Source organism: uncultured Porphyromonas sp. (assembly GCF_915070105.1).
In the GTDB taxonomy this organism is placed as follows: domain Bacteria; phylum Bacteroidota; class Bacteroidia; order Bacteroidales; family Porphyromonadaceae; genus Porphyromonas.
Genome location: NZ_CAJZFJ010000027.1, coordinates 1 through 21173, shown reverse-complemented (window position 1 = coordinate 21173; position 21173 = coordinate 1). Strand labels below are relative to the sequence as shown.

Below are 21173 nucleotides of genomic sequence, written 5' to 3'. Positions count from 1 at the left end.
CTAGGCGACGCCACTACCCACGGGCTCATCCCCCTCATACCTATCCTTGAGGCAGGATCCATCATGAGGGGAGGAGAGAGACGGCGGTAGGTAGAGGTGTTTTTCGCATCTTTGCACTACATTATTATATATGTATTAGGAAATGCTCAAGATACACCAGTTTGTATTCAGCCCCGTGCAGGAGAATACCTATGTCCTCTATGATGAGGATACACGTGAGGCCGCCATCATAGACCCGGGTTGCATGGTACGCTCCGAGGAGGCTCGACTCAAGGCCTTCATCGACGAGGAGGGACTGACACCACAGCTCCTGCTGTGCACCCACCAGCACTTTGACCACGTGTGGGGATCGGCCTACGTACTACGTACTTGGCCCGAGATTACCGCCTATACCGATGCCCCAGACTTCGACCTCCTACCCCGCCCCTCGGAGCAACTTCGCTCCTTCGCTATCCCCCTCCACCTAGAGGATGTCCCGAGGGAGAGCTACACCCTCGTAGGACAAGACGACCTCATCCGCCTAGGACGTGAGGAGCTACGTGTGCTCTTCGTGCCGGGACATGCACCGGGGCACATCGCCTTCTATGCGGAGGAGTCGGGGATCCTGCTCTCGGGGGATACGCTCCTACAGGGGACGATCGGGCGCACCGACCTCTGGTGCGGGGACTACGACCAGCTCCTCAGCTCCATACGAGAGCAGTATCTCCCTCTGCCCGACGAGACGATCGTCTTCAGTGGACATGGAGAGGAGACGACGATCGGACAGGAGCGTCGGCACAATCCCTTCCTAAAGGCTACGAAATAAGGCTCTTCGGACAATTTCACTACCTTTGGTATGCTGTAGTGTGCAGCGTACATCTTACTAACTATAAACAGCTATCGTTCGCCAATGAACACCAATGACTTCTCGATACGCCATATAGGCGTAGATCAGCTGGATGCTGATGAGATGCTCCGTACCATCGGGGTCAAGACCTTAGACGAACTCATCGAACAGACTCTGCCTAGCAATATCCGGCTACCTAAGCCCCTTGACCTACCAGAGCCCATGACAGAGCGGGAGTTCGCTGAGCATATCGCCGACCTAGCCTCGAAGAACGAGGTCTTCACCTCCTACATCGGTCAAGGCTGGTACGATACCGTGCTCCCTCCCGTCATACAGCGCAATGTCCTAGAGAACCCCGTCTGGTACACCTCCTATACGCCCTATCAGGCAGAGGTATCGCAGGGTCGCCTAGAGGCGCTCTTCAACTTCCAGTCCGTCATCACCGACCTCACCTCCCTGCCCCTGAGCAACTGCTCGCTACTCGACGAGGCTACGGGGGGTGCAGAGACAGCCTTCCTCCTCTTCAACGAGCGGAGCAAGGCCAAGGCTAAGGCAGGGGCACGTAAGCTCTTTGTCGACAAGGAGGTCTTCCCCTCTACACGAGATGTCATCCTCACCCGCTGTGCACCACAGGGGATCGAGGTCGTGCTCGGCAAGTGGCAGGAGTTCGACTTCAGCGGTGAGTTCTTCGGCGCGATCATCCAGTACCCAGGCGCCCTAGGGGGTGTCCACGACTACACAGCCTTCGTAGAGAAGGCGCACGAGGCAGATATCAAGGTAGGTGTAGCCGCCGACCTGATGAGTCTCGTCCTGCTGACCCCTCCAGGCGAATGGGGCGCAGACGTAGTCTTCGGCTCGGCACAGCGCTTCGGTGTCCCCATGTATTATGGTGGCCCTTCGGCAGGCTACATCGCCTGTCGCATGGAGTACAAGCGTACCCTCCCCGGACGTATCATCGGGCTTAGCAAGGACCGCCTCGGCAAGGAGGCTTATCGCCTAGCCCTCCAGTCTCGTGAGCAGCATATCAAGCGTGAGCGTGCCACGAGTAATATCTGTACGGCACAGGCTCTGCTCGCCTCGATGAGTGGCTTCTACGCCGTCTATCATGGCCCCGAAGGGCTCAAGAACATCGCCCGACGTATCCACTCCTACGCAGGCTTCCTCGCAGGCAAGCTCAAGGGACTTGGCTACAAGCTCCTACACGAAGACTTCTTCGACACCCTCTGTATCATCCTCCCCGAGGAAGAGGGCTTCATGGCCAAGCTCCGTGAGATAGCCGAGGAGTGTCGTGTGAACCTCTTCTACTCCCCCTGTGGCTGTGTCGCCCTCGTGAGCATCGACGAGACGACGCTGCCCGAGGATCTAGGGGTGCTCTGCCACATCTTCGCCTCGGCGGTAGGTAAGGACAGCAACTTCAACGATGAGGTTGGGGAACACACCATCCACATCGACCGCAAGTACGTACGTACCTCGCCCTTCCTCGGCTACGAAGTCTTCAACAAGTACCACACCGAGACCGAGATGATGCGCTACATCAAGCGCCTGGAGCGTAAGGATATCTCCCTCACACACTCTATGATCTCCCTCGGCTCCTGTACGATGAAGCTCAACGCTGCTACGGAGGTCATTCCTCTGAGCAACCCAGCCTTCTGCAACATCCACCCCTACGCCCCCGCCGATCAGGTACAGGGCTCCATTGAGCTCCTAGAGAACCTCAAGGAACTCCTAGCGACCATCACGGGTCTACCAGCTGTATCCCTACAGCCGAACTCGGGTGCCGCAGGGGAGTATGCAGGCCTACGCGCCATACGCTCCTACCATGAGGCGCATGGTAATGGTCACCGCAACAAGGTACTCCTACCTGCCTCTGCCCACGGGACGAACCCCGCCTCCGCCTCGCAGTGTGGCTACCAGTGCGTGATCGTCGCCTGTGACGAGCACGGGAATGTGGACTGGGAGGACTTCATGAAGAAGACCGAGGAGCATCGTGACGACCTCGCTGCGATGATGATCACCTACCCCAGCACGCACGGGATCTTTGAGACGAACATCATCGACCTCTGCAAGCGCATCCACGACTGCGGTGCCCTCGTCTATATGGATGGAGCGAACATGAACGCTCAGGTAGGGCTCACCAACCCCGGCTTCATCGGTGCTGACGTCTGCCACCTCAACCTCCATAAGACCTTCGCCATCCCCCACGGCGGTGGTGGCCCTGGTAGTGGCCCGATCTGCATGACCCACGACCTCGCACCCTATGCTCCTACCCATGGCTACGGCGTGGACTTCGAGCCCATCGAGGGCAATATCGTAGCCGCTTCGCCTCAGGGTAGTGCAGGGATCGACGTCGTCTCCTATGCCTACATCCGCCTACTCGGTACCAAGGGACTCGAGCGAGCCACACGTACAGCGATCCTCAATGCCAACTACATGGCCGTTCGCCTCAAGGATACCTACGGCATCGTCTACACCGGTGCCACCGGACGTGTCGGGCACGAACTCATCCTCGACTGCCGCCGCCTCAAGGAGACCTGCGGTGTCGATGAGAGCGACATCGCCAAGCGTCTGATGGACTTCGGCTACCATGCCCCCACGCTCTCCTTCCCCGTACACGGTACCCTGATGATCGAGCCCACGGAGAGCGAGAGCAAGGCTGAGCTGGATCGCTTCCTCGATGTGATGCAGTGCATCTGGGACGAAATCCAAGAGGTCAAGGAGGGTCGTGTAGATGCTGAGGACAACGTCCTAAAGAATGCCCCCCACCCCGAGTACGAAGTGGTCTCCGACACGTGGACACACAGCTATCCCCGTGAGAAGGCAGCCTACCCACTGCCCTTCCTGCGTGAGAATAAGTTCTGGATCAACGTTGCTCGTGTCGATAATGGCTTCGGCGACCGCAACCTCGTCCCCGCCTTCTGCGCCTGCCTAGCCCCCACGATCGAGGGATAAGCATCAAGATAAGCCCTACCTCTACATCTCCACGATGCAGGGGTAGGGCTTACTTTTCTACTTAGATATATGTTACAAGCAATACTACATAAGAAGAATCTTAGGACTCCTACAGGTAAGCGATCTGAAGATGCTCTTACCTCCAGCATCATAGGTCTACTACAGTATCTACCAGACGAAACCTTTTGGCAGATACTCTATGAGGCTAGTGGGCATACGCTACCAGAGTTCTCTGATGCTGGTGCGATCGAAAACATATCCTTTTGGGAGGAAATGTCTGCGAAAGGAACAACCAACCAAAGGTCTGTAGAGCCTGATGTATGGCTTGAGCTAGAGCGGATACACCTCATCATCGAAGCTAAGAGATCCGAGGAAAAAGGACAATATGAAGGTCAATGGCTTAATGAGATACAAGCCCTTCTCAACACACTTGCGGAAGACGATGAACGACCGATATGGTTGCTTGCTTTAGGTGGAAACTATCAAACCACCGAGGAATCGCGAACTATAAGAGGTCGGGAGTATACTATCGTCAAGATGCATTGGCAAACACTACTTGAGGAAGTCAAGAAGTATACGTATGAATCCTCATCTTGTAGCGATGCAGAGAAGCGAATATGCAAGGACATCATTAAGGCTTTTGAGCTATTCGAGTACTTTTCCCTTAAATGGCTGGATAGTTTCGCCGACACCTATAAGGATACCCCCGCAAGACTCGCTTCCTCCTCTATCAGCACGTTATTCCACCTCGCTAAATACAAATAAGCATCATGGAGACAACCACAGACAACCTCTCTAAAGCTCTTCTAGACGTTAGACGAGCACACCGAATACTCTATGCCTACCAGAGGCGAATGCTTGACTTGGTGCACTTCATCCAGAGTAAGCTAGACATGCTCGAGTTCCGTGGGATCAAACACTTCTCTAAGCCCATTTATGGCCGAAGTATTGGTCACACCCCTCTAAATATATGGCCTACTATGTGGGCTTGGGACTACTTGTATTCTTACCTCTTTGAGTACTACCTCGGAGAAAAAGAGGCTGGCGATAAGCTACACAACTATAAGCTTAGCCTCATTCAGTATAGCGACACGGGATACTTCGACCAAGATGGACAGAAAAGGGGTAGGATTAGCGAGTTCGGTTCAGAGGAAGAATCTAGCTCTAAGCTCCTATTCTTCCTTGAATATAAATCCAAGGATAGTGAATGGGAATGGAAAGACGGATCCTATATGGAAGGGATAGTCCTAGACAAGAAGGTTGGGAGCAAGAAGCACACAAAGGAAGTCAGATATACCTCCACAGGTGGTAAGCAGATTCTATACTCTTTCCCCTTAGAGCGACTTAACAACATGGAGGCTACACTCAAGGTACTTAGTGAGTTTTGCTCCTACTGCCAAGAACAAGGGATTCATGTCTTCGACAACCTAACATTAGAACCGACATGCACATCTACATCGTCCTCCTCAGAGGGGTAATGCCCTCCGGCAAGAACCGTATCCCCAAGATGACAGAGCTACGTGATGCCATCGAGGCGGAGGAGTTCGCCGAGGTCACGACCTATATACAAAGCGGGAATATCGTCCTTCGCTCACCCCTATCTAAGGAGGAGACCTCCGTACGTATCGCAGAGATCATACGAGCCTATTGCGGTGCGGAGCTACAAGTCATCACCACCGACGCTAGCGAGCTCAAGAAGCACCTCCGAGGCAACCCCTTCGGTGACGAATACCAGCAGGATCGGGTATTCTATACCTCTACGATGGAGCCCATTGACCCGAAGCGAATAGCAGCCCTCTGTCAAGAGGACTTCGGGGAGGAGGAGCTCCGTATGGTAGAGGGCAGACTCTATATGTACCTCCCGAAGGATGCAAGTAGATCGAAGCTAAGCAATAACTTCCTAGAGAAGAAACTCAAGTTCACCGCTACGACTCGCAACCGCAATACCCTCGCACGTCTCATCGAGCTCGCCGAGGCTATTACCCCCTCCGACTAGTACGGCCCCCCAACTGACCTTACCATGCCTACACACTACATACGCTTTATTCGGTATTTATTCCTCACCGCCACCCTAGCCTTACTCCTCGCTCCTCTAAAGTTGTCCGCCCAGCAGGATAGCCTACCCCGACAGGCTCATCCCTGGGAGGACTATATCGAGGAGCAGAGGCACCTAGGTCTACTCTCGGAAGAGGAGGCGACAGAGATCCAGCAGCTCTATGACGAGCTCAGCCAAGCTCCCCTAGACATCAACCAACTACTACCCGAGGAACTCCAGCGTATCCCCTTCATACGGGATATACAGATCACCCACTTCATCGACTATCGCAGACTCTATGGCCCCTTCCGTGAGCTAGGCGACCTCAAGCTCATACAAGGGTGGGATAGCAGACTCATCAGCCTCCTACTCCCCGTCCTCACCTGTAGCCCACCCTCTGAGGTGGAGCAACGAGGGGGAGAGGGACGCCTTGAGGTCGGGGGAAGAGCAAGTACACGACAGCTATCCCCGCAGAGACAGAGCTACCTCGGGGGCAATAGTGCGCTACTGCTACGCTTACATTACCGCAGTGCACGTGCGAGCAGTCTCTACATCAGCGCCGAGAAGGATGCTGGCGAGCCGTGGAGCTATGACGGACACCGAGGCTTCGACAGCTACAACCTCCACTGGGCGCTCACCCAGCGAGGGCTCCTACGTCAGTTCGTCCTCGGGGACTATCGGGTCTCCCGTGGCTGTGGACTACTCCTAGGGCAGGGGGTGTACCCGATGAGCTTCCGAGCGCTCTCCCCTCGTCTTCCCGAGGGGATCCGCCCCCTTCGCTCCAGCACAGAGAGCGACTTTAGCCGAGGTATTGCCCTAGAGATGGGGCAGGAGCACTGGCGGATAGGAGCCTTCGCCTCCTCACGTAGCCTCGATGGCAGGATCGACGAAGAGGGGCATATCGTAGGGCTCTCGGAGACGGGGCTACACCGCACCCCGACGGAATGGCGCCATCAGAGGAAGATCCCCAGTCGCCTCCTCGGTGGCTGGATCGAGTACAGAGCGTCACGGGGGCATATCTCTCTGCAAGCCTTGTACCACGACTGGCGAAGGTATCCACTAGCTGTAGCTACGGGGGCTTCGCACCGTCCACACCTACGGGGGCTCTCCTCGAGCTCTGCCCTCAGCCTATCCTACGGGTGGCAGAGTAGGCAGGGACACCTGAGACTCAGTGGCGAGCTCAGTCGGAATATGCTCGGGGCATGGGCACTGATCCAGCACCTGAGCCTACAGCAGATGACGCTCGGCGATGCACGCTTCTCCTACTGGCATATCGCACCCGACTACTGGAGCTACTATGGGCGAAGTGGTACGCATAGCCTTCGCCCAAATGACGAGGAGGGCATACGAGCCCTATGGAGCCCCCCTCTACCTATCCGATCCCTACAGCTACAGATCTATGCTGGCGGCTACCGAAGGCTCTCCGAGCGGGATAGCCTCTCCCCAAAGCATCGGGGCTGGGACTATGGGGCACACCTAGAGCTGGGTATCGATCGGGCAGGGAGCACACTGCTCCTAGCCTCTCTTCGTAAGCGGCAGCTGGCTGTGGGAGATCGAGCACAGCGCCTCAGCCTAGGCCTGCGTCATGAGGGAGAGGGGTGGACGGGAGCACTCACCTATAGCTGGGCGAAGGCCAAGAGCAGCCCCAGCTGGGCAGTCCTAGCAGATATACGGCTCTCGCTAAGTGATCAGCTACGTGTCGGGCTCTTCGCCGACTACTTCCGTGCTCAGGACTGGCAGGCAAGGCTCTATGCGGCACACCCTCGGGTACGCTACGAATACACCTCTACGCTCCTCTTCGGCGAAGGGTTTGATGTAGGGATGCGTCTACGCTGGCAACCCTCCTATGCTTACACCCTCGAGGCCAAGCTCCTGCACCAGCACCAGCGTGTAGAGACCCGCCCCTCGATGACCTTAGCTGTCCTCACCCTCCACTACCGCCACTAGCTTATCCTCATACTACGGAGCTATTAGGTGGACAGGGCTGACGCATGAAATCACCATAGTGCGAGGTAGTGCGAGGGCAAGGTCGTCAAGGAGCATAAGCCGAAGATAGAAGATAGAAGTATCTATATCCTAGTCTAGATATGCCAAGCGAATACCTCCTACCTAGGAGGGATGAGTGTACACGTGTGTACACAACTGTATACCCACGTGTACACAACTGTATACACGCGTGTACACAAGTGCGCTCTAGGTATCTCCTCTCTAGGGCTAGCTCGTATGTCTATTCCTTGGGGATAATACGTAGGATCTCTAGGGATGGGCTAAGGCTCCCTAGGATAAGAAATAATATTCCCGAAGATCCAAAGGCAGGAGTGCGAGCGAGATCATGCGTCGGCCCTGATTAGGTGGATAAGGAGGGCTCACACAGAGGGAAATAGTGTACCTTTGTGCCTCAAATTCGTAAGATACACCCCTAGAGTGTATAACCTCTGTCCTACTCCATAAGTAAAGGGAGCAAAGGAAGCAGAGGAATTACCCAAGAGCAAAGGGAGCAAAGGAGCTACCCAAGAGCAAAGGATATACCCTAGGGGATCACAACCAATAATTAGATGAGTAAGGTCAAGGATCTGACGCAGGGTGACCTCACGAGACTGCTCTACCAGCAGGCTCTACCCATCATGGGTACCTCCTTCGTGCAGATCGCATATAGCTTCACCGACATGGCTTGGCTGGGGCGACTAAGTAGCGAGGCTCTAGCAGCTGTAGGAGTGGTCTCCGTCTTTATTTGGATAGCCAACTCTGTGGCTTGGCTTAACAAGACGGGCTGTGAAGTCACCATCTCCCACTGTGTCGGCTCGGGAGAGCTGAGGGAGGCGGGACGATATGCCTCGCACAACGTCTCGATGAGTCTCCTCGTGGGCACACTCCTGACCATCGGCTATGCACTCTGTGCCGAGCCTATGGTCGATCTCTATAGCCTAGAGGAGGGAGTCCGTCACGACGCTCTGAGCTATATGTATGTGAGCCTCATTGGCTTCCCCGAGATCTTCCTAACGGCTACCCTCACGGGACTGTACAACGCCATTGGGCACAGCAAGGTTCCCTTCCGCATCATGTGCATTGGTCTAGGGTGCAATATGCTCCTAGACCCGCTCTTCATCCACCTCTTCGGCTGGGGAGTACAAGGGGCTGCCCTCGCCACAGTGATCAGCCAGACGGTGGTACTCTTCCTCTTCGTGAGGAAGGCTCAGCGAGATAAGCTCTTCGATAGCTTCCCCTTCTTTGTCCGCCTACGTAGGACCTACGTGCTACGTATCCTGAAGGTCGGCGTACCCGTCGTCCTACTCAATGTCCTCTTTGCCTTCGTGAGCATCTATATGGGTGGGGTGGTCTCTCGCATCGGTGGGCATATCGGGGTCGCCACGATGACCACGGGGGCACAGATCGAGGCCTTGACCTGGAATACCGCCAACGGTGTGACGACCGCCCTAGTGGCTATCGTAGGGCAAAACTGGGCAGCTGGCCACCTACGCCGTGTGTATGAGGTCTACCGAAGAGCTCTCACCTTCACGCTCTCGGTGGGCTTCGTGGGGATGCTAGCCTTTCTCTTGTTCAGTGAGGAGCTCTTCTCGCTCATCGTCCCCGAGCGAGAGGCCTATATTGCCGGTGGGGTCTACCTCAGGATCGTGGGGCTCAGCCAAATGTTTATGATGCTGGAGATCACGACTGGGGGGCTATTCAACGGTCTAGGCAAGACCTACCTATCCGCAGGGATAGGGATTGTGGGGACGTATCTGCGCATCCCGATGGTATTACTCTTCGTCTCCCTAGGCTGGGGGCTAGAGGCAGCCTGGTGGGCGATCTGCCTGACCTCTGTGCTGAAGGGGCTTGTCTTCTTCGCTTTCTTCCTCGTATGGAGAGCCCGCCTACAGGCTCATCGTGCTCCACACCCCTAGGGTGAGGGGAGGGGGTTCCCCTAGAGCCTCTCGTATCGTACGCCTAAATAGTTGTACTTTTGTGATACAACAAGCTCAATAGTGTATAATTAGGACTTCAAAGCTATCAGAGAATGGGACACGATGACGACCAGCATAATGAAAGTGCAGAGCTAACCCACCAGGAGCACGAAGGAGCACACAGCCACGACCAACACGAGGAGGGGCACCACTGTCACACTCATGAGCACCCTCATGAGCACGACCATAAGCATGAGCACGACGGGCACTGCCACGACGACGCTCATACCCATAGCCATGCGCATAGTCATGGCCACGGACACCATCACCACCATCATCACCATGCGGAGGGGAATATCCTCGTAGCCTTCCTGCTGAACCTCTTCTTCGCAGCCGTCGAGCTCGTCGGGGGGCTCTATACGGGGAGTGTCGCCATCCTCTCGGACTCGCTACACGACCTCGGAGACTCCTGTTCGCTCGGTGTCGCTTGGTATCTGGAGCGACTCTCGAAGAAGGGGCGTGACCGCTACTTCAGCTACGGCTACAAGCGGTTCTCGCTCCTCGGCTCGTTGCTTATATCAGTGATCCTACTGGTCGGCTCGTTCTTCGTCATCACAGAGTCCATTGAGCGCATCATCCATCCTGCACGCCCCCACGCCGAGGGGATGTTCTTACTGGCTATCTTCGGCCTCCTGATCAACGGCTATGCAGCCTGGCGTATGAGCGGGGGACACTCCCTGAACGAACGCTCCATGCGCCTACACCTGATGGAGGATGTGCTGGGGTGGATAGCAGTGCTGATCGTCAGTGTCGTGATGTACTTTGTCGATCTTCCGATCCTTGACCCTCTGCTCTCTCTGGGGATCACTGCGTGGATATTGTACAATGTGTACTTCAACCTCCGTGACAACTTCCGCATCCTCCTACAGGGGGTTCCCGTGGAGGTAGACCAAGAGGGCTTCGTACACGAAGTCGAAGCCCTACGAGGCGTCCTCTCGGTACACGACGTACATATATGGACGCTCAACGGGGAGCAGCATATTGCCTCGCTGCACCTCGTCTTTGACTGTCCGAGCTACCCCACCCCCGGGGCTTGGGCTGAGCTCAAGCAGGAGGTTCGCCGAGTAGCCTCTCGCTACCAGCTGGAGCACATCACCATCGAGCTCGACCCTAGGGGTTGTAGCTGTGGGATGGAGCACTGCTAGGAGGAGAGAGCTGCCTTATCAATAGATATTAGATGAGATTACAGACCATACTACTGACTGTGCTGCTACTCGTGAGTGCCGTAGCACAGGCGCAGGTGCCCGAGCGGCGCACCTATAGTCCCTACGAGGTACGAGACGTCGTAGAGATCCCCGATGAGATCAAGATGGTGCGTGGTGACAAGCTACGTGCCTACCGCATCACCCCCAGCGTCGCCAGAGCGGTGCAGGTGCAGATGCCTGATACGCTCACCCACTACACCTTTGAGTACATATCCCCAGAGTTCCGTTCCCTAGGGACGGCCTATCAGGGGAATATGAACCACGTCTGGCAGGCGAAGCTCTTCTTCGACCGACCTCGTCGTGTGGGAGACTTCTTCTACACCGACGGCTACTATCGTATGCTCTACACCCCCGAGGAGGTACGCTTCTACGACACGAAGACGCCCTTCACCTTCGTACGCTATCAGCGCAACTTCAAGACCAACGAGAGTGAAGACGTCGTAGCGGGGGACTTCGGGGTGAACATGGGGCGAGAGATCAACTTCGGGGCAAACTTCGACTACCGCAATGCCCAGGGCTTCTATACCAATAGCCGCAGCAAGGACGCACGCTATCGCCTCTTCGCCAGCTACCGAGCCGACCGCTACGAGCTCTATGCCTACGTGGCCAACGACTACTACAAGCAGCAGGAAAACGGTGGGATCACCAACTCCGACTACATCCTCAATCCCGACCGCTACAACACCAACGGGCGCACCAAGGTCAGTGCCAAGGATATCCCCGTCCTGATCACCGAGCCCCTGACGAACCGCATCCGTGCAGGTCATGCCTACCTCGCCCAGACCTATCGCCTAGGGAGCTATCGGAGTGTCCGTCGTACCCCTACGGATCGGGAGCTAGAGGAGGCCTCACGCTCGGGGGATAGCCTTCGGCTCGACTCCACCTACTTCGTGCCCGTCGGTGGGGTGTCCCTGACGACCTACTACAACAAGCAGAGCCGTCGCCTACAAGCTCAGGGGGAGAACAACCTCTGGAAGACTGTCTTCGGCGATCCCGTGACGACACAGACCCGTACTCCGAGTGGTGGAGGTACCCCCATCCCGTATGCCTACCCCAACGATACCGCCCAGCTCACTACCCTGCACAACACCCTCGCCCTCTCGCTCATGGAGGGCTTCCGTCCCTGGGTGAAGTTCGGCCTATCGGCCTATGTACGTCAGGAGCAATACTGGGCGAAGAACCCCGATGCCACGACACATCTCTATGGGGTGACCGACCGCTTCTCCTCGACCTTCGTCGGGGGACTCATGGAGCGCAGGGAGGGCACAGGGCTCAACTTCTCTGCTCGGGGGGAGCTCGGTGTGCTCGGCTCTGATCTCGGTGCCTTTCGCCTGGAGGGGGATATACGCACGGCCTTCCGCCTCTTCCATCGTGAGTTTGCCCTCGAGGCTGACACCTACATCGACAATGCTCGTCCCTCCTACTTCGCAGCTCATCACCACGGCACCTATGGCTGGTGGGACAAGGACCTAAAGTTCACCCGCCGTCTCGAGCTCGGGGGCAAGGTGCACCTCAGCTCCTGGGGCACCCAGCTCGAGGCACGCACGGCAAGCCTGCAGAACTACATCTACTACGGAGCCAAGGGCGAACCCAGCCAATACTCCGACATCATCCAAGTCCTCTCCCTACGGGCAAGGCAGACGGGGAGCGCAGGCCTACTCAACTGGGATGTAGAGGCCGCCTACCAGACCTCCTCACAGCCCTCTGTGCTTCCTCTCCCCCAGCTCACTGCGGCGGCAGATGTCTACCTACGCTTCCTCGTAGCTCAAGTCATGCGCATAGACCTAGGGCTCAAGGCCTACTGGCACAGCGCCTACCACGCACCCTACTACCTACCGACGACCCAGCAGTTCATCCTACAGACGGAGGGCAAGATTGGGGGGGAGGCTCCGCTGATCAATGCCTATGCCAACTTCCGTCTGAAGCGCGCCCGCTTCTTCCTCCAGATGTACAACGTCACCGAGGCCTTCGCTACCAGCTCCCGCCTAGCGATGTACAAGTATCCCTACAACCCGATGTACCTCGCTGGGGGTGTCATCGTAGATCTCAATAACTAACCCCACCCTAGCCCATGCAGACCAAGCTCCTCAAGGGACGTACTCCCCTCTACCTCGTCCTACTCCTCCTCGTCATCGCCGTGATGCTCTACCTGCGCACCCATAGCGGGGGCGAGGTCTCACGGCCCCCTACCGCAGGACGTGACTACCCCGAGATACGGCGCGAGGGGACACTCCGCCTACTGACTGCCTATACCGAGGGCGGTGTGCATGCCGAGGGCGGCGAGCTCACGGGCGCCGTCTACACCCTAGCCAAGAAGCTCCAGGAGCGTAGTGGCCTACGGGTAGAGGTCATCCTAGAGAATAGCTGGGAGCGTGCCCTACAGCTCCTGAGTGACGGGGGGGCAGACCTCGTCGTGCGCCCGATGGCTAGTACAGCGGATGTGGATACGACCCGCTTCCTGCTCTTCGGACAGCAGACCTCGGGGCCACTCTTCCTCGTACAGCGTAGGGCGGACAGCACGACCCTCGTGAAGAGGCAGATCGAGCTAGCAGGGCGGATGATCACCCTACCGAAGGGCTCTCCCTTCCACCTCTTCATCGAGCACCTGAGTGAGGAGATCGGCGACAGCATACACCTAGATGTCGATACTCTCTACCAAGCCGAGCAGCTAGCTATGCGGGTCGCCTCGGGCAAGATCGCCTATACCGTATGCACGCACGATGAGGCGAAGCTCTTCGGCAAGGCCTTCCCCGAGCTGGACTGCAGCATTCCACTGAGCTACTCCTTCCGTACGGCATGGCTCCTGAGGCACACCTCACTCGCCCTACGTGATAGCCTATCCGTTTGGATGGCGAGGTAGTCCCCCAAGGGAAGGAACAAAGCCCCCCACATCCACCCCCTCCCGAGCACAAGGAGACCCCTCTGTAGCCCCCATGGCTAAAGGGGAAAAACGCTCTTACCGAGAGCGTCCCTGCGCTCTCGGTAAGAACGCCTCCGTCACCTTACATAGGTGACGGAGGCGTTCTTTATAGGAGCGTCTGAGCGCTCTCACTAAGTGCAAATAAGCACGCTCGGGAAGAGCCTCCCGAGCCCCCCATAATGTGCTCAGAAGCCCACACTTCGGACTATCGTATCCGCCTCCTAGCTATTCGGCTGTTGCCCCTTGCCTTGTCCTCACCTAATTCCCCCCTATTATTGTTATCTTTGCTAGAGTAACGACTACATTAGGGCGTGGTATCTGTCGTGGCGGATCACACACGCTCCCCAAACGCGCTAACGACACTACAGGTATGGCTGAGAATCGTGTATCTATCCTCCTGGTCTACACAGGCGGTACCATCGGTATGGTAGAGAACCCCTCTACGGGGGTGCTTGAGCCCTTTGACTTCAACTACCTCAAGGATAACGTCCCCGAGCTACGTCGCCTGGGGTGCGACATCTCCATCGTAGAGTTTAACCCTCCCCTAGACTCCTCTGCCATCACCCCCGAGGACTGGGTGCGGCTGGCCTCGATCATCGAGGAGAACTATCAGCTCTATGATGGCTTCGTGATCCTACACGGCACCGATACGATGGCCTATACCGCCTCGGCGCTAAGCTTCGTCTTCGAGGGGCTAGACAAGCCCATTGTCTTCACCGGCTCTCAGCTCCCTGTGGGGAAGCTACGCACGGACGGCAAGGAGAACCTAATCACGGCGATCGAGATCGCTGCAGCACGGGATGATCGGGGACGCCCTCGGGTACCGGAGGTCTCCCTCTTCTTCGAGAACTACCTGATGCGAGGCAATCGGACGAGCAAGATCAGCGCCGACCAGTTCAGCGCCTTCGAGTCGTTCAACTATCCCCACCTCGCCTACGCTGGTATCGACATCCGCTACCACGAGAGATCGATCTCCCGAAGCGAAGGGATCCCTCTGGCAGTGAACAAAACCTTCGACCCACATGTAGCCATACTGAAGCTCTTCCCCGGTATCACCCGCGAGGTCGTAGAGGCCATACTCGGCATCCCGACGCTCAAGGGCGTCGTACTGGAGACCTTCGGCAGTGGGAATGCCCCGATGACCCCATGGTTCCTAGAGGCTCTTCGTGAGGCTGTCGCCCGAGACATCGTAATCGTCAATGTCACTCAGTGCGTCACGGGCTACGTGGAGATGCAACGCTACGAGACAGGACTCCTACTGCAGGAGATCGGACTCATCAGCGGTCGGGACTGCACCACCGAGTCAGCACTAACCAAGCTGATGTACCTCCTAGGTCGGGGCTACAGCACCGAGGAGGTCAAGCGGCAAATGGGACTCTCTCTACGTGGGGAGCTAACCCTAGAGCCGAGCGACGAGGGAGGGGGTAGAGAGCCCCTGATATACAGACATTAGTAAACGGATATAAGGAGAGAGAAGGCAGTGATAAGATTTATGAGCTTGGCCAGTGGGAGCAGTGGGAACTGCTACTACCTAGGCGACGAGGAAGGGGGACTACTGATAGACGCAGGTATCCCCATCCGCACCATCACCAAGACGCTCAAGGCCGAGGGCATCACCCTCGACAGTGGACACATCCAGGGCACGATCGTGACCCATGACCACGCCGATCATATACGTACGATCGGTGTCATCGGTGGGGTCTACCACCTCCCCGTCTATGCCACGGCTCCTGTCCATCGCAGTATCAGCTCCAGTCGCTTCGTCCTAGATCCGATAGGTGCATCACGTAGGGACATCGAGACGTTCACCCCCTTTGAGGTAGCGGGCTTCACCATCGAGGCCTTCCCCGTACCGCATGATAGTGCGGAGAATGTCGGGTATCATATCACCAAGGGGGACTTCGCCTTCACCCTAGCGACAGATGTCGGGCACACGACCGAGCACATCGAGGAGTATATCAGCCGTGCCACCCACGTCGTGCTGGAGGCGAACTACGACCGAGAGATGCTCCGCACCGGGAGCTACCCCGACTTCCTGAAGGAGCGGGTCTCTAGCCCCCTCGGCCACCTCTCCAACGACGAGGCTGCCGAGCTCCTCGCCCGTACCTACCACCCGGGGATGAAGAACGTATGGCTCTGCCACCTCAGCAAGGACAATAACCACCCCGACCTGTGCTGGAAGAGCATCGAGGCGCGCCTCTTCGCCGAGGGTATCCGTGTGGGGAAGGACCTCAGCCTGACCGCCCTCAGACGTACCACAGCCTCCCCCATGTACCTCCTAGAGCCCTAGGAGCACCCCACTCACCTACCAACAGCAACGATCACTATGGATACAGAGAAGTCCAAACTCTACACCAAGGGAGGCGACAAGGGTCGCACCTCTCTGGTCGGGGGACAGCGTGTCCCCAAGTACGACATCCGCCTGGAGTGCTACGGCACGGTGGATGAACTCAACTCTTTCGTCGGTGTCCTGCTAGCTCATCAGCTGGAGGAGCCCGATGAGCAGTTCCTCTACTGGCTCCAGCACAAGCTCTTCTCCGTAGGTGGCTACCTCGCCACCGATACGACTCAAGACGAGCTCCATAGTGTCACTGCCGTCACAGAGCGTGCCGTGGCCAAGATAGAGCGGGAGATAGACCGCCTAGATGGGATGGTGCCACCACTGAAGGCCTTCATCCTCCCCTCGGGCGGTGCGATCACAGCTGCCGCACACGTCTGTCGTACCGTCTGCCGTAGAGCCGAGCGACTGATCTACCGACTGCACAGCGAGACTCCACTAGAGCCCAATGTCCTACGCTTCATGAACCGCCTCAGCGACTACTTCTTCGCTCTAGCCCGCAAGGAAGTCCTACGCATACACGGACAGGAGGTCGTCTGGACATACGACCACAACGACGACTAGCCCCATCCCCGAGACAGACGCCCCGAGATAGACGACTAGATGAGCAAGCTCACACAGCAGCAGAAGACCGAGCAGAGCCTCTCCCTCACCCCCGCACAGATCCAAGCTATCAAGATGCTGGAGCTCACGGGGCTGGAGCTAGAGGCTCGTATAGAGCACGAACTAGAGGAGAACCCCGCCCTAGAGGAGAACTACGACGAGGCCTCCACCAGCGAAGATTCCCCCGAGGAGCACGAGGACGGCTCGAGCGACCAAGACTGGGAGCTGGGGGAGTATGCCAGTGAGGACGACATCCCCGACTACAAGCTCCGAGAGCTACAGGAGCGTCAGTCCTTCCGTGAGGAGATCCCCTTCGCAGCCGGTGCGCCTTCGCTCGACGAACTCCTACTGAGCCAGCTCGAGCTCGCTACCCCTCTGACCGATCGGACTCGTGAGGTAGCCCGCTACATCATAGGCAATATCAGCGAGGATGGCTACCTCACCCGCACGGTGGAGGAGCTACAGGATGACTTGCTCTTCAAGGCGGGTCTTGACGTCACCGCCACAGAGCTCACCCACTTGATTGAGCTGATCAAGACCCTTGACCCAGCAGGTGTCGGAGCACGAGACCTACAGGAGGCACTCCTGCTGCAGATCAAGCGACTCCCAGCTGGAGAGCTACGCCAGCGGGCAGAGCTCGTCATAGGGCAGCACTACGAGGACTTCGTGAACAAGCGCTTCGACAAGCTCCGCTCCGCCCTATCCATTGACGAGACCCAGCTCGCCGAGCTCTACGACTACATCAGCCACCTCAACCCCAAGCCCGGCAATGGGCTCAGCGACGGAGCAGAGGGACGTCTAGCACACTTCACCCCTGACTTCATCGTCACCGAGCGTGGGGGTGAGCTCCTCATCTTCCTGACCGAGGAGCGTGAGATACCCGCCCTGCGCCTTAGCCCTACCTACCTAAGGATGCTGGAGGAGAACAAGGCTCGGGCTAAGGAGAGCCGTCAGAGCCGTGAGGCTATGACCTTCCTCAAGCACAAGGTCGAGCAGGCACGGTGGTTCATCGATGCCCTCCAGCAACGCCAGCATACCCTCCGCACGACCATAGCTGCTATCGTCGCCCACCAGCGAGCCTTCTTCCTCTCGGGGGAGGTCTCGGATCTGCGCCCGATGATCCTCCGGGATATAGCCGAGGCGACGGGGCTCGACATCAGCACCATCTCCCGTGTGAGCAACAGCAAGTCCGTACAGACAGACTTCGGGGTCTATATGCTCAAGTACTTCTTCGGCGAAGGGATGCTCAACGACGAGGGGGAGAGCATCTCCACCCGAGAGATCAAGAAGGTACTCACCGAACTCATAGAGGGCGAGGACAAGCGTGCTCCCTACTCCGATGAGCGGCTGACCGAGCTCCTCAGTGAGCGGGGCTACCCGATCGCCCGCCGTACGGTAGCCAAGTATCGGGAGCAGCTCCACCTACCTGTGGCTCGCCTGCGCAGAGCACTCCCCAGCCAGACGAAGGGTTAGGCGAGCGAGTACAGCCTTCCCAGCATCTTATCTTCCCCTCGTATGCCCCGAACACACGCCCACATGCCCCTCACACATGACCGATACACATTAGTCGCACTCACATCACGAAGCGCCCCTCTCCCACCCTCCTCATCAGAGGTGGGCACAGAGCGGGACGCTCCCTAATCACCCCTATACTTAATCCACTCCCTATCATTATGAAGCAAGCTTGGCTACGCATTACCCTGCTCCTGCTCACCCTGCTCCTCCCCTCTCTGGGGCTAAGAGCACAGGACAATAGCGACGTTCCCATCAACCCGAAGCCCTTTGTCGTCCCAGAGCTCACCTCCTGGACAGGAGGGCGGGGTGCCTATCGCCCTACCCGTATCGTCCTCGGCTCCTCCAGCCGTGAGGTGAAGGCCGTAGCCGAAGAGCTGGCGAAGGACTACGCAGAGATGTTTGGGCGCAAGATCCAGATCGACAAGGGGCCTCGCAACAAAGGTGACCTCCTCCTACGCCTCGTCAAGCCCTCGGAGGATAAGCACAACCTGGGCAAGGAGGGCTATCGCCTAATGGTCGGCGAGGAAGCTATCCTAGAAGCCACTCATGCCCAAGGCCTCTACTGGGGTACACGTACCCTCCTCCAGCTCTCCGAGCAGGATGAAGATCAGATGATCCCCTGTGGGACGATCATCGACAAGCCTCAGTATGCCGTACGTGGACTCATGCTGGACGTAGGTCGTAAGTACATCCCCATGGACTACCTACAGCGACTCATCCGAGTACTCTCCTACTACAAGATGAACACCCTACAGCTCCACCTGAATGACAATGGCTTCAAGGTCTACTTCGGCAACGACTGGGCGAAGACCTCCGCTGCCTTCCGCCTAGAGAGCACCACCTTCCCTGGCCTTGCCCCTAAGGGTGCTTCGTACTCCAAGGCTGAGTTCATCGACCTACAGAAGCAGGCCGAGCGTATCTTCGTGGACATCATCCCCGAGATCGACATCCCAGCCCATACACTTGCCTTCACCCACTATCGCCCTGAGCTGGCAAGCAAGGAGCACGGTGCCGATCACCTCGATATCTTCAAGGAAGAGACCTACACCTTCATCGATGCCCTACTCAAGGAGTACCTAGGAGGGAAGAACCCCGTCTTCCGCAGCAAGCATATCAATATCGGTACGGACGAGTACAGCAATGCCACAGAAGAGCTTCGTGAGAAGTTCCGCTACTTCACCGACCGCTATATCCGCTACGTAGAGAGCTTCGGCAAGCAGGCCTACCTATGGGGAGCACTCCGCCATGCCTATGGCAAGACCCCTGTCAAGCTCGACCAGGCCGTCGTGCTCACTTGGTCACGAGACTTCGTAGACCCCATCGCCACCAAGGAGGCAGGGGCTAAGCTCATCAGCACCCCCGACTCCTACACCTACATCGTACCCGCTGCGGGCTACTATCAGGACTACCTCGACACCCGCTACCTACACTCCAAGTGGACGCCAGCTGTCGTGAGCTCCGCTGTCACTCTGCCCGAGGGCGACCCAGCACTGCTCGGTGGGATGTTCTCCGTATGGAACGACCACTACGGCAACGGGATCTCTGTCAAGGATATTCACCATCGCATCATGCCCGCCCTACACTACATGGCACTCAAGATGTGGACGGGCTCTGGCACGAGCATCCCCTACGAGGAGATGGAGCAGCGCCGTCTGGTGCTTAGCGAAGCCCCAGGTGTGAACGAGCTCGCCCAATGGCAAGGTGGCCAGCGAGAGGTACTGCACCGCTCCAGCCTACCCTCGGGCAGTGGACACCTCGGTGAGGCTGTCCCCGAGATCGGCTATGACTACAGCGTCACCTTCACCATCGACGCACGTGAGGAAGCTAAGGGGACGGTACTCCTTCGCTCACGCAATGCCACCTTCTACCTCGCTGACCCTCGTCACGGACGACTAGGCTTCGCTCGTGATGGCTACCTCGACACCTTCGACTACACCCTTCCCAAGGAGGGCAAGGTCACGATCTCCATTGAGGGCGACAATAACAGCCTCACCCTCTACGTCGATGGCAAGCGTCGGGAGCACCTCAGCCGAATGCTTCTCTATGCCGAGACCCCTGATGCTGATGCCCTCCGCCTAGACAAGCAGTACGAGTCTCCCGATCGCTTCGAGCCCATTGTCTACCGCTCACCCACCAAGGGGCGTATGTTCTACATGCGTACGTTGGTCTTCCCTCTTGACGAGGTGGGTACCTTCCGAAGCAATATCACCGACCTAAGGGTACACAACTACAAGCTACATAAGTAGCACGGGGCATCGACACCCGTCTATTTCGACAAGCCCCCCTCATCTGCTAGCCTGGCACTCAGTGTCCTAAGGCTGGAGGTGAGGGGGGCTTGCTGTACCCTATCCTGTAGCGAAAAAGGTGAAGAGAAGGGGATAGGATAGACTAAGATCTAGCTGTGGGAGGTAGGGCTGACGCATGCTCTCGCTTGCACACTCCTGCCTTTGGTTCTTCGGGGGTATCGCTTCATATCCCAGAAAGCCTTAGCCCATCCCTAGAGATCCTACGTATTATCCCCAAGGGACAGAGAAACAAGCGAGCCCTACAGAGGAGATACTTAGAGCGCACTTGTATACACGCGTGTATACACTTGTGTACACGTGGGTATACTGTTGTGTACACACGTGTACACTCATCCCTCCTAGGTAGGAGGTGTTCGCTTGGCATATCTAGACTAGGACACGGATACTTCTATCTTCGGCGTATGCTCCTTGACGACCTCGCACTATGGTGATTTCGTGCGTCAGCCCTGCTGTGGGAGGGCTATTTGGATAATTCTTTCGATCTTTGTACTAGGTAACGACTAGTACATACCTC

At 57.2% G+C, this 21173-nt stretch carries 15 protein-coding genes; all 15 read left to right on the top strand.

Annotated features, from left to right (window positions below):
• Positions 1–142 precede the first annotated feature (142 nt).
• Positions 143–805: an MBL fold metallo-hydrolase gene (locus tag QZ554_RS04210; protein ID WP_297194621.1), complete on the top strand. Its 663-nt coding sequence runs from the start codon at positions 143–145 to the stop codon at positions 803–805.
• Between the two features lie 84 nt (positions 806–889).
• Entirely contained in the window at positions 890–3775 is a 2886-nt protein-coding gene (gene gcvP, locus QZ554_RS04205; protein ID WP_297194620.1) for an aminomethyl-transferring glycine dehydrogenase, read from the top strand.
• Positions 3776–3844: 69 nt separating this feature from the next.
• A complete protein-coding gene (locus QZ554_RS04200; RefSeq protein ID WP_297194619.1) occupies positions 3845–4540 on the top strand; it encodes a hypothetical protein in 696 nt (231 codons plus the stop codon).
• Positions 4541–4545: 5 nt separating this feature from the next.
• A complete protein-coding gene (locus tag QZ554_RS04195) occupies positions 4546–5253 on the top strand; it encodes a hypothetical protein (protein WP_297194618.1) in 708 nt (235 codons plus the stop codon).
• Complete coding sequence (locus QZ554_RS04190; RefSeq protein ID WP_297194617.1) at positions 5220–5771, top strand: DUF1697 domain-containing protein; 552 nt, start codon at positions 5220–5222, stop codon at positions 5769–5771. Before QZ554_RS04195 ends, QZ554_RS04190 begins: the two co-directional genes overlap by 34 nt.
• 24 nt (positions 5772–5795) lie before the next feature.
• On the top strand, positions 5796–7757 hold the full coding sequence (locus tag QZ554_RS04185) for a hypothetical protein (RefSeq protein ID WP_297194616.1): 1962 nt from the start codon (positions 5796–5798) through the stop codon (positions 7755–7757).
• Positions 7758–8365: 608 nt separating this feature from the next.
• The gene (locus QZ554_RS04180; RefSeq protein WP_297194615.1) at positions 8366–9712 is read left to right on the top strand and encodes an MATE family efflux transporter; all 1347 of its coding nucleotides are present in this window, start codon (positions 8366–8368) and stop codon (positions 9710–9712) included.
• Positions 9713–9825: 113 nt separating this feature from the next.
• Positions 9826–10917, top strand: coding sequence for a cation diffusion facilitator family transporter (locus QZ554_RS04175; RefSeq protein ID WP_297194614.1), 1092 nt, complete (start codon positions 9826–9828; stop codon positions 10915–10917).
• A 32-nt stretch (positions 10918–10949) separates the two neighbouring features.
• Complete coding sequence (locus tag QZ554_RS04170; protein WP_297194613.1) at positions 10950–13034, top strand: putative porin; 2085 nt, start codon at positions 10950–10952, stop codon at positions 13032–13034.
• A 14-nt stretch (positions 13035–13048) separates the two neighbouring features.
• Positions 13049–13837, top strand: coding sequence for a transporter substrate-binding domain-containing protein (locus tag QZ554_RS04165; protein WP_297194612.1), 789 nt, complete (start codon positions 13049–13051; stop codon positions 13835–13837).
• A 430-nt stretch (positions 13838–14267) separates the two neighbouring features.
• Complete coding sequence (locus QZ554_RS04160) at positions 14268–15350, top strand: asparaginase (protein WP_297194611.1); 1083 nt, start codon at positions 14268–14270, stop codon at positions 15348–15350.
• Between the two features lie 39 nt (positions 15351–15389).
• Positions 15390–16187: an MBL fold metallo-hydrolase gene (locus tag QZ554_RS04155; protein WP_297194610.1), complete on the top strand. Its 798-nt coding sequence runs from the start codon at positions 15390–15392 to the stop codon at positions 16185–16187.
• Positions 16188–16223: 36 nt separating this feature from the next.
• Positions 16224–16799 (top strand): cob(I)yrinic acid a,c-diamide adenosyltransferase, encoded by a 576-nt coding sequence (locus tag QZ554_RS04150; protein ID WP_297194609.1) that lies wholly within the window; start codon positions 16224–16226, stop codon positions 16797–16799.
• A gap of 39 nt (positions 16800–16838) precedes the next feature.
• Positions 16839–18311: an RNA polymerase factor sigma-54 gene (gene rpoN / locus QZ554_RS04145; protein ID WP_297194608.1), complete on the top strand. Its 1473-nt coding sequence runs from the start codon at positions 16839–16841 to the stop codon at positions 18309–18311.
• Between the two features lie 200 nt (positions 18312–18511).
• Positions 18512–20599 (top strand): family 20 glycosylhydrolase, encoded by a 2088-nt coding sequence (locus QZ554_RS04140; RefSeq protein ID WP_297194607.1) that lies wholly within the window; start codon positions 18512–18514, stop codon positions 20597–20599.
• Positions 20600–21173: the final 574 nt, after the last annotated feature.

Coding starts and splice junctions, on each gene's coding strand:
- QZ554_RS04210 (WP_297194621.1), top strand. CDS start 143: ATGCTCAAGATACACCAGTTTGTATTCAGCCCCGTGCAGGAGAATACC.
- gcvP (WP_297194620.1), top strand. CDS start 890: ATGAACACCAATGACTTCTCGATACGCCATATAGGCGTAGATCAGCTG.
- QZ554_RS04200 (WP_297194619.1), top strand. CDS start 3,845: ATGTTACAAGCAATACTACATAAGAAGAATCTTAGGACTCCTACAGGT.
- QZ554_RS04195 (WP_297194618.1), top strand. CDS start 4,546: ATGGAGACAACCACAGACAACCTCTCTAAAGCTCTTCTAGACGTTAGA.
- QZ554_RS04190 (WP_297194617.1), top strand. CDS start 5,220: ATGCACATCTACATCGTCCTCCTCAGAGGGGTAATGCCCTCCGGCAAG.
- QZ554_RS04185 (WP_297194616.1), top strand. CDS start 5,796: ATGCCTACACACTACATACGCTTTATTCGGTATTTATTCCTCACCGCC.
- QZ554_RS04180 (WP_297194615.1), top strand. CDS start 8,366: ATGAGTAAGGTCAAGGATCTGACGCAGGGTGACCTCACGAGACTGCTC.
- QZ554_RS04175 (WP_297194614.1), top strand. CDS start 9,826: ATGGGACACGATGACGACCAGCATAATGAAAGTGCAGAGCTAACCCAC.
- QZ554_RS04170 (WP_297194613.1), top strand. CDS start 10,950: ATGAGATTACAGACCATACTACTGACTGTGCTGCTACTCGTGAGTGCC.
- QZ554_RS04165 (WP_297194612.1), top strand. CDS start 13,049: ATGCAGACCAAGCTCCTCAAGGGACGTACTCCCCTCTACCTCGTCCTA.
- QZ554_RS04160 (WP_297194611.1), top strand. CDS start 14,268: ATGGCTGAGAATCGTGTATCTATCCTCCTGGTCTACACAGGCGGTACC.
- QZ554_RS04155 (WP_297194610.1), top strand. CDS start 15,390: ATGAGCTTGGCCAGTGGGAGCAGTGGGAACTGCTACTACCTAGGCGAC.
- QZ554_RS04150 (WP_297194609.1), top strand. CDS start 16,224: ATGGATACAGAGAAGTCCAAACTCTACACCAAGGGAGGCGACAAGGGT.
- rpoN (WP_297194608.1), top strand. CDS start 16,839: ATGAGCAAGCTCACACAGCAGCAGAAGACCGAGCAGAGCCTCTCCCTC.
- QZ554_RS04140 (WP_297194607.1), top strand. CDS start 18,512: ATGAAGCAAGCTTGGCTACGCATTACCCTGCTCCTGCTCACCCTGCTC.